Consider the following 914-nt stretch of genomic DNA (forward strand, 5'->3'; position numbering starts at 1 on the left):
AAAGAAAATAGCCACTATTTATCCGGCAGAAATTAACACAGAACTAAGAGGACAACTATTTAACGAACTAGCAGCCCAAGAACAATGTGATTGCTTTATTAAGAATGAAAAGCTTAAGCCTGAAGAAGAGAAACAGATATTTAAACATAGTAGTAAGCTGAAGTTTGCAAGTGAAATAATTCAAGATGCAAAAATAAGGTTGAAAACCAGTAATTTTAAATTACTAGATGCCGGGGCAAATAAAAGATTAGATGCCTATGAAATTAAGATAGATAGCCACAATAAAACACTAAAAGCTAGTGGAACAATACAAAAAGCAGAAATCTTTAGAGAAATTGAAAGTTTAGCACAAGAAAGCCCCTTATTATACGATTACTGTAATGCATTTTATTGGAATATAAAAAATATCATAAATGCTTGCTGCATTGCTGAAACTAAAATATTTAAAAATAATCTTAATAAGAAAGAGGGTATAATAAAAATATTAGCAAAAGGTATAGATTTAATAACGCAAAGTTTCTTAATAGATATATTAACAGATTTGGCTTGCAGTATAGTAGCAGCAAGGCATGAGAGAAAGCATGGAAATAAAGTAATTAGTATAAACGATATTATTCGCAATAAAATTGGAATGGAAGATTTAGACGATAACTTAAAGAAAATAGTTATTATTAAAACACAAGAACGTAGAAACGAAATAATAAATCTCTTAAAAACACCTATATCAAATTCTGATTCCACTAAATTTCGAGCTAATATAAAAGAATTAGGTAATGTAGTTAAAGAATTTGGGCTTCCTAAAGTTATAGAAAGACATGATAAGGACAATATAGCTGTGCAACTAGCTTTAAAGGACTCTATTTTATTTATTGAATCTTTATATACAAACCGTGATGATATATTGAATGAAAAAA

1 pseudogene is annotated in these 914 nt (G+C 28.3%); it reads left to right on the forward strand.

Features of this window, described 5'->3' with window-relative positions:
• Nucleotides 1–914: pseudogene (locus O6R16_RS07895) on the forward strand (hypothetical protein); the annotation flags it as partial.

Source organism: Candidatus Rickettsia tasmaniensis, from assembly GCF_036857515.1.
GTDB classification, from domain to species: Bacteria; Pseudomonadota; Alphaproteobacteria; order Rickettsiales; family Rickettsiaceae; genus Rickettsia; species Rickettsia rickettsii.